This is a genomic window from Bradyrhizobium sp., from assembly GCF_035570375.1.
Lineage (GTDB): Bacteria > Pseudomonadota > Alphaproteobacteria > Rhizobiales > Xanthobacteraceae > Bradyrhizobium.
In genome coordinates this window covers 1-7,752 of record NZ_DATMLW010000242.1, presented here as the reverse complement: position 1 = coordinate 7,752, position 7,752 = coordinate 1, and the positions used below count along the sequence as shown (strand labels likewise).

Below are 7,752 nucleotides of genomic sequence, written 5' to 3'. Positions count from 1 at the left end.
ATCGGCTTGCGGAATTTCGCGCGCCAGCGCCAGCATCAGCGTGATCGCATGTTCCGCCGTCGTGATCGAGTTGCCGAACGGCGTATTCATCACGATGATGCCCTTGGCCGTGGCGGCAGGAATCTCGACATTGTCGACGCCGATGCCGGCGCGGCCGATCACCTTCAGCCGCGTTGCCTTCTCGATGATCTTGGCGGTCGCCTTGGTGGCCGAACGGATCGCAAGGCCATCGTAGTTGTCGATGATCTCGGCGAGCTTTTCCTTGTCCTTGCCGAGATTGGGCTGGAAATCCACGTCAATGCCGCGATCCCTGAAGATCTGTACCGCGGCAGGCGACAGCGCATCGGAAATCAGAACCTTGGGTTTTTTCATGACGTCTCTTCCTTCACCCTCCCCTCGAGGGGGAGGGTCGGCGCGAAGCGCCGGGGTGGGGCGAACCATCTACATGCGTATTCATCGAGTGCGCCGAATTGGGAGAAATGATCACCCCACCCCGCCGCACCTGACGGTGCGTCGACCCTCCCCCTCGAGGGGAGGGTCATGACGTCACGCCGCCTTTTGCAGCGAAGCCCTGGTTTCGGCGAAAGCCCAGTCGATCCACTGCGTCAATAGCGCCACGTCGCTTGCTTCCACCGTGGCGCCGCACCAGATGCGAAGGCCCGCCGGCGCGTCGCGGTAATGCGCGAAGTCGTAGCCGGCAGCTTCCTTCTCCACCAGCGCGACGAGCTTCTTGGCGAAATCGGCCTGAGCGTCCGCCGTCAATGCGGTGATCGCGGGATCGATCACCTTCATGCATACGGAGGTGTTGGACCTGATCGCCGGATCCTGGGGCAGAAAATCGATCCACGGCGTGTTCGCCTTCCAGTCGGCAAGCACCTTGGCATTGGCGTCGGCCCGCGCAATCAGCGCCTTCAGTCCACCGACCGACCTCGCCCAGTTCAGCGCGTCGAGCCAGTCTTCGACACACAACATCGATGGCGTGTTGATGGTCTCGCCCTCGAAGATGCCTTCGTTGAGCTTGCCGCCCTTGGTCATGCGGAAAATCTTCGGCAAGGGCCAGGCCGGCTTGTAGGTCTCCAACCGAGCGACCGCGCGCGGCGAGAGCACCAGCATGCCGTGTGCGGCCTCGCCGCCGAGCGCCTTCTGCCAGGAGAACGTCACCACATCGAGCTTGGGCCAATCGAGGGCTTGCGCGAATGCCGCAGACGTCGCGTCACAGATGGTGAGGCCTTCGCGCTTCTCGCTGATCCAGTCCGCGTTGGGGACGCGTACGCCGGATGTGGTGCCGTTCCAGGTGAAAACGACGTCGGACGCGGGATCGACCTTGCTCAAATCGGGAATTTCGCCGTAGCCGGCATGCAGCCGCGTCACGTCCTTGAGCTTCAGCTCCTTGACGACATCATTGACCCAGCCTTCACCAAAGGACTCCCAGGAAATGGTCGTCACCGGCCGCGCGCCAAGCAGTGACCACAAGGCCATCTCCACCGCCCCGGTATCGGAAGCCGGTACGATGCCGATCTTGTAATCTTTCGGAACCTCAAGCACCTCCCGCGTCAGTTCGATCGCGAGCTTGAGCCTGGCCTTGCCGATTTTCGCGCGATGCGAACGGCCTAACGCAGCATCCTTGAGATTTTGGGGATTCCAGCCGGGGCGCTTGGCACAGGGGCCGGAGGAAAAATGCGGCACTTTGGGCCGCAAAGCGGGCTTCGCTGCAGTCATGATCTACCCTTCCAGATAGCAAGCCTCCCGTTGGGGGGAGGTGTCCCGCCGCGGTGCATAAGGGAAACAGCAGCAATCGTCAAGAAACTTCGCTGGGGTCGGCCAGGACCTGGGGATCAGCAAAGCCGGTATCGGGTATGGCCGGCGCATCCACAATTCCGGCATCAACGGCGATAGAAGGTGCGTCGTCGGGTGGCAGCCTGATTTGCGCGTTCAGAAGTTCTGCCGCAATCGTGACGAGCCGAGCAGCTTGCCTTCTGCTCGCTATTCTCAGAATGCTCGCCTCACCCGCGCGCACGACATATTCGTTGCCGACCTTGACGATCGAATAATTTTTCATTTGCGTCCCAATTGCCCACGGGGCCCCTCGCAAGACGCATAACTGTCACGGATCGTTCCGCAAAAAAAATAACGGTGGCCGGACTAGTTTACCGCGCGTTAATCGGAACGGAGAGCGAAACCGGTTTTGTAATCATCGCAAGGATCTTTCGATCGAAGCGGCGAAACAGCCTGTATCAAAACCGCACGGTCATCCCGACATGGTTCGGCTGGAAGCCGAGCCGCTTGTAGAAGCGCTGCGCATCGACGCGGGTATGATGCGTGAGCAATTCGACCAGCTTGCAGCCGCTGGAGCGGGCCTGCGCAACCGCATCCCGTTGCGGCGGACACATTTGCGAATGTTGGAATCAAAGGGCCACTAGCAAATGTCAGATTCTAGTGGAGCTTGGGATTTGACATTCGTTCGACGAGCTTGCGGCTGTCAAACCCGCTCCACTAGCAGCTCGCCTCGACGTCTCCGCGTTCCGTCAGATACGCGCCGGCGGCAGGGCAAGCGCTTTCTCGGCGTCGTCGATCCAGCGCCGCAGCGAAGCGTAACCATCGAGGTCAAAGCCGCCCTCATGCGCCAGCCTGGTGTAGGCGAGAAGAGCGACATCGGCGAGAGAAAACCTGTCCCCGACCAAAAATCGCTTCGAGGCGAGCTCGTGCTCCATCCGCGCCAGCGCCGCGTAGCCACGCTTGACCTTGTCGGGATCGAGGTCGGAAGCAGTCTTTCCAAGATAGACCATCTGGGAGCGGCACACCGCAATATATGGCTCGTGACTATACTGTTCCCAGAACAGCCACTCGTCCATCTTGGCTGCGGCAAAGGCATCGCTCGGGATGAGATCGCTGCCGCGGGCCAGATAGCGAATGATGGCGTTGGATTGCGCCAGCGTGCGGCCATCGTCGAATTCGACCACGGGCACTTGTCCCGCGCCGTTGAGCTTGAGGAATTGCGAAGTTCGGCTTTCGCCCTTGAGAATATCGACCGCAATCCAGCTGTAGGGCAGCGCAAGCCGGTCGCAGACCCATTTCACCTTCAGGCAGTTGCCCGACTTGAGATCGCCGTAGACTTTCATCCTGTCGCCCCTCGGTGGAACGACAGAGCAACAGGCGGCTTCGATGATGTCAATCATCCAACTGCAGCCCTGCGCCGGTCGGGCTCAGGTGTCGATGGCCGTGCGAGATGCCGGCCCCACGCGTCCCGACTTTGCTGCGTCAGAACCTGTAGCCGATGCCCAGGTGGGCGCTGTTAATCTCGCTCTGCATGTTCTTGACGGTGACGAACCTGACATATTCCCATTCGACGCGAGCAAAGAGGCTTCCGAAAATGGCAATCTCGGTTCCGAGGCCAGCGGTCCAGCCGGGCGCATAGGTATTCCCCCTTGCGTCACTTGCCGACTCGATCAGAGTGGAGATCGTAGTAGTAGTTGGGGGGACGACGTTGTTATTGATATCGGTCTCAACCGTGGTCGCGGTCACTGTGCGCGTTGTGGCGAGTCGCCCAACCGCCAAGCCGCCGAACATATAAGGCAAGAAGTCGCCGCACACCCAGCCGGCTCGCCCGCGAAAGGTCATGACGTCCTTGATCTGCAGTTGCGCCGTGCTGGTCACTGTCACGTTAAATTGGTCGATATGGCCGACCGGCAACGTTTGACCAAAGGGATTATTGAACGGGCCGCGCGAGGTCGAATTCTGTTCGAAAGCAGTGATGTTGTTGATATGGACGTAGTTGGCCTCGACACCGAGCACGACGTCGTCCCACTGCCAGTTGCGGCCGACAAAGGCGCCGTAGCCAAACGATTGCTCGTGCTGCCTGCCGAACTGCGTCAATCCGCCGACCGTTCCCGGGATCAGCGTCTCACGCACTACGAAATCGATCAGAGACTGCTGGGTCTGACCCAAATCGACGTTTGCGACGCTGTAGTCGGCCTGACCGCCGACGTACCAGCCCGCCCAGTTTCGTACAACCGGCACCGGGGCGAAGCTGCCGCGCAGAAAATCGGGCATGTCGGCAGCTTGCGCGCAAGTCGTCGTTGCGACCATCGCCGCGGCCAGCAAAAACCTACGCATCGAAATCTACCCCCAATCGGACACTCTGAACTGATGGAGAATCATCGCTCGTTAACCTTAACCAATCGTTGTCGCGCCGCGCCGATCGGCATGTTCTCGCCCGAATACCGTTTTTCGCTTGCGTCAACCCGGCCCGGCGCGACGGGATCAAGCCGCGCACAAGACAAAACGGCGCGGGGATTTGCCGCGCCACTTGTGATGTTTAGGAGAAGTTAAGAGAGGTTAAGACTGGTTTAAGAGCTTCAGCCGTTGGCGATGAGCGCGCGGCGACCAAGCCGGCAACCAGCGTCAGTGCCCGCCTCTGGGCATCTTCGGCAGGAACACGGCGAGCAGACCGATCGCTGGAAGAAACGCGCAGACCTGGTAGACGAAGCCGATCGAGGTGTGGTCGGCGAGTTTGCCAAGCACGGCCGCGCCGAGGCCGCCGATGCCGAACGCGACGCCGAAGAACACGCCGGAAATCATCCCGAAGCGGTGCGGCACCAGTTCCTGCGCGAACACGATGATCGAGGACGTAGTCGAGGAAAGAACGAGGCCGATGAACACCGTCAGCACGGCGCTGGCGTGGAGCCCCGCATAGGGCAACGCGAGCGTGAACGGCAGCGCGCCCAGGATCGAGAACCAGAGCACGATCCTGCGGCCGAAGCGATCGCCGAGCGGGCCGCCGAGAAACGCCCCCACCGCGTTGGCGGCCAAAAAGATGAAGAGATAGATCTGCGCCGTCCGGGTCGGGACCTCGAACCGGTCGATCAGATAAAAGATGTAGTAGCTCGACAGGCTCGACACATAGAGCTGCTTCGAAAACAGCAGCGCCACCAGCACCAGAAGCGCTACTCCGACCCGTCGCCTGCCCGGTGCTTGCGGATGCGGATCGACCGACGCGGATTTGCGGACTGTGATCTGCGGCCTGTACCATTGCCCGATCCGCCACAGGATGAGAATCGCCACAAAAGCGATCGACGAGAACCAGGCGATGCTGGGCTGGCCGAACGGCACCACGATCAGGGCCGCCAGCACCGGGCCCATCGAGGTGCCGAAACTGCCGCCAAGCTGGAATACCGATTGCGCGAAACCGTAGCGCCCGCCGGAGGCAAGCCGCGCGATGCGCGCCGATTCCGGATGGAACACCGCCGATCCCAGGCCGACCAGCGCCGCGGCGATCAGAATGACGACGTATTGCCGGGCGACGCTGAGCAGCAGCAATCCGAAGAAGGTCGAGGACATGCCGATCGCCAGCGAAAACGGTTGCGCCTTCCGGTCGGTGAAGTGACCGACCAGGGGCTGCAACAGCGACGCGGTAAACTGGAACGCCAGCGTGATCAATCCGATCTGGGCGAAGTCCAGCGCATAATTCTCCTTGAGGATCGGATACACCGATGCGATCAGCGACTGCATGGTGTCGTTGAGAAAATGCGAGAAGCTGATTCCGACCAGCACGAGGTAGGCCGGCCCTGCGGCCCTTGCGGCCAGGCCTTTTCCGACCGCGACCTCAAGCGGCGCGGCCTGCGCTGGTTCGAAAGAGGAAACGGGCTTGTTCAAGGAATCATTCCGGCGGGATCAGTGCGAATTGATCCGCCCTACTTATGCTGATGGTTCGTTGCAGACCACCGCCATTAGAAAATGGCTGCGATGCGCATGGGACGAGGACGGAACGGGGAATGCCGTCATTGCGAGGAGCGCATGCGAAAAGGCGATCCAGCCAGTCCAAAGGATCTGGATTGCTTCGCTGACGCTCGCAATGACTTGCCTTGATTTCTTCTCGCTGGCCTCAGGCCGCAGCCTGACCAAGCGCGAACACGATCTTGTCGACCACCTCCTCGACCAGGAGGCGATCGTCGCCCTCGCCCATCACGCGGATCACGGGCTCGGTGCCGGAGGAACGGACCAACAGCCGGCCCTGGCCGTTGAGTTGTTTTTCGCCGGCATCGATTGCCGATTTCACTTCGGCATCGTCGAGCGGCTTGCCGCTGCGGTAGCGCACATTCTTCAGGATCTGCGGCAGCGGATCGAAACGGCGGCAGACCTCGGAAACCGGGCGGCGCAGCTTCTGCACCACGGCGAGCACCTGAAGGGCGGCGACAAAGCCGTCGCCCGTGGTCGCATAATCCGACAGGATGATATGGCCGGAGGGTTCGCCACCGAGATTGTAGCCGTCGCTCAGCATCCGCTCCAGCACATAGCGGTCTCCGACCGGCGTGCGGGTCAGTTCAATGCCCTGACGCTCGAGGAAACGCTCCAGACCGAGATTCGACATCACGGTAGCGACGATGCCTGGCCTGGCAAGCCGGCCGTCCTCCTTCCAGCTCTGCGCGATCACGGCGAGCAACTGGTCGCCATCGACCAGATGTCCGCGCTCGTCGACGAGGATCACCCGATCGGCGTCGCCGTCGAGGGCGATGCCAATATCGGCGCGCATCTCGCGCACCTTGCGGCTCAAGGCCTCGGGCGACGTCGAGCCGCACTCCTTGTTGATATTGAAGCCATCGGGATCAACGCCGATGGAAATGACGTCGGCACCCAGCTCCCACAGCGCTTCCGGCACGACCTTGTAGGCGGCACCGTTGGCGCAATCGACCACCACGCGCAGGCCTTCGAGGCTGAGTGAACGCGGTAGCGTCCGCTTGGCGAATTCGATGTAGCGGTCATGGACGCCGTCGATGCGGCGCGCGCGCCCGAGGCTCGCGCTCTGCGCCAGGCGTCGGTCGAGCGACTCGCCCATCAACAACTCGATCTGCTTTTCGACGTCGTCGGAGAGCTTGAAGCCCTCGGGGCCGAACAGCTTGATGCCGTTGTCTTCGAACAAATTGTGGGAGGCGGAAATCATCACGCCGAGATCGGCGCGCATCGATTTGGTCAACATCGCAACCGCCGGCGTCGGCATCGGCCCGAGCAGCAGCACGTCCATGCCGACCGAGGTAAAGCCAGCCACCATCGCGTATTCGATCATGTAGCCGGAAAGCCGCGTATCCTTGCCGATCACGACACGGTGGCGATGGTCGCCGCGCTGAAACACCAAGCCGGCCGCTTGTCCCACCTTGAGCGCGAGCTCCGGCGTGATCAGACCGTTGGCGAGGCCCCGAATCCCGTCCGTACCGAAATATTTGCGGCTCATGAAACCCCCAGCAAATCTCAAGGCCCTCTCAGATTACCCGGAGAAGCCTCAAACGCCCAACCATCATTGCGTACAGGGGGTTATAAGGCCTCCGGCGCTAAAATGGCTTCAAAAAATATGATGAATCATTTCCGACAGCCAATCCATCGATTAGTAGATAACATACTGTAAATAAACGAATTATTCTACCCGCCGGCATCTGCGCGGCGTAGCTTAATCCCTGTGCTCGGTATGATCGTCCGCTTTCGAGGGCGCCGGCTGGGTGACGCTGACCGAGTCTGAGCCGGGAAAGGTCTCCTTGAGCCCTTCCTCCAGGGCCTCCTCGAGCCGGCGCTTTTCGGCGTCTTTAGCGTCTTTATCGTTTTCGGGCTTGGAGCGCGGTCCGGTCATGGCAACGTCCTCCGGTTGGCAGGCTGTTCCCGTGAAGCGATTTTTGCGGGGGCCCCAAGCATGCTAGATGAACAGCCAAAGCGGTGAAAGCAAGAAGGGCTGGAAACATAGATGAAACACATCACCTGCATCGAGGA

General features: G+C 60.9%; 7 protein-coding genes and 2 pseudogenes. All 9 read right to left on the bottom strand.

Annotated elements, in window-relative coordinates; genetic code table 11:
• A pseudogene (locus tag VNX23_RS26565) lies at positions 1 to 372 on the bottom strand (phosphoglycerate dehydrogenase); the annotation flags it as partial.
• 174 nt (positions 373 to 546) lie between these two features.
• Positions 547 to 1,719: a phosphoserine transaminase gene (locus VNX23_RS26560; RefSeq protein WP_325634539.1), complete on the bottom strand. Its 1,173-nt coding sequence runs from the start codon at positions 1,717 to 1,719 to the stop codon at positions 547 to 549.
• A 79-nt stretch (positions 1,720 to 1,798) separates the two neighbouring features.
• On the bottom strand, positions 1,799 to 2,059 hold the full coding sequence (locus VNX23_RS26555) for a hypothetical protein (RefSeq protein WP_325634538.1): 261 nt from the start codon (positions 2,057 to 2,059) through the stop codon (positions 1,799 to 1,801).
• A 175-nt stretch (positions 2,060 to 2,234) separates the two neighbouring features.
• Positions 2,235 to 2,351: pseudogene (locus VNX23_RS26550) on the bottom strand (GNAT family N-acetyltransferase); the annotation flags it as partial.
• Between the two features lie 174 nt (positions 2,352 to 2,525).
• Positions 2,526 to 3,119, bottom strand: a complete 594-nt coding sequence (locus tag VNX23_RS26545; RefSeq protein ID WP_325634537.1) for a glutathione S-transferase family protein — start codon at positions 3,117 to 3,119, stop codon at positions 2,526 to 2,528.
• Positions 3,120 to 3,258: 139 nt separating this feature from the next.
• The gene (locus VNX23_RS26540) at positions 3,259 to 4,113 is read right to left on the bottom strand and encodes an outer membrane protein (protein WP_325634536.1); all 855 of its coding nucleotides are present in this window, start codon (positions 4,111 to 4,113) and stop codon (positions 3,259 to 3,261) included.
• 288 nt (positions 4,114 to 4,401) lie between these two features.
• The gene (locus VNX23_RS26535) at positions 4,402 to 5,652 is read right to left on the bottom strand and encodes an MFS transporter (protein WP_325634535.1); all 1,251 of its coding nucleotides are present in this window, start codon (positions 5,650 to 5,652) and stop codon (positions 4,402 to 4,404) included.
• A gap of 229 nt (positions 5,653 to 5,881) precedes the next feature.
• Positions 5,882 to 7,225 carry a phosphoglucosamine mutase gene (gene glmM / locus VNX23_RS26530; RefSeq protein ID WP_325634540.1) on the bottom strand — a complete coding sequence of 448 codons (1,344 nt, stop codon included), beginning with the start codon at positions 7,223 to 7,225 and terminating at the stop codon, positions 5,882 to 5,884.
• A gap of 213 nt (positions 7,226 to 7,438) precedes the next feature.
• On the bottom strand, positions 7,439 to 7,615 hold the full coding sequence (locus VNX23_RS26525; RefSeq protein WP_325634534.1) for a hypothetical protein: 177 nt from the start codon (positions 7,613 to 7,615) through the stop codon (positions 7,439 to 7,441).
• Positions 7,616 to 7,752 lie beyond the last annotated feature (137 nt).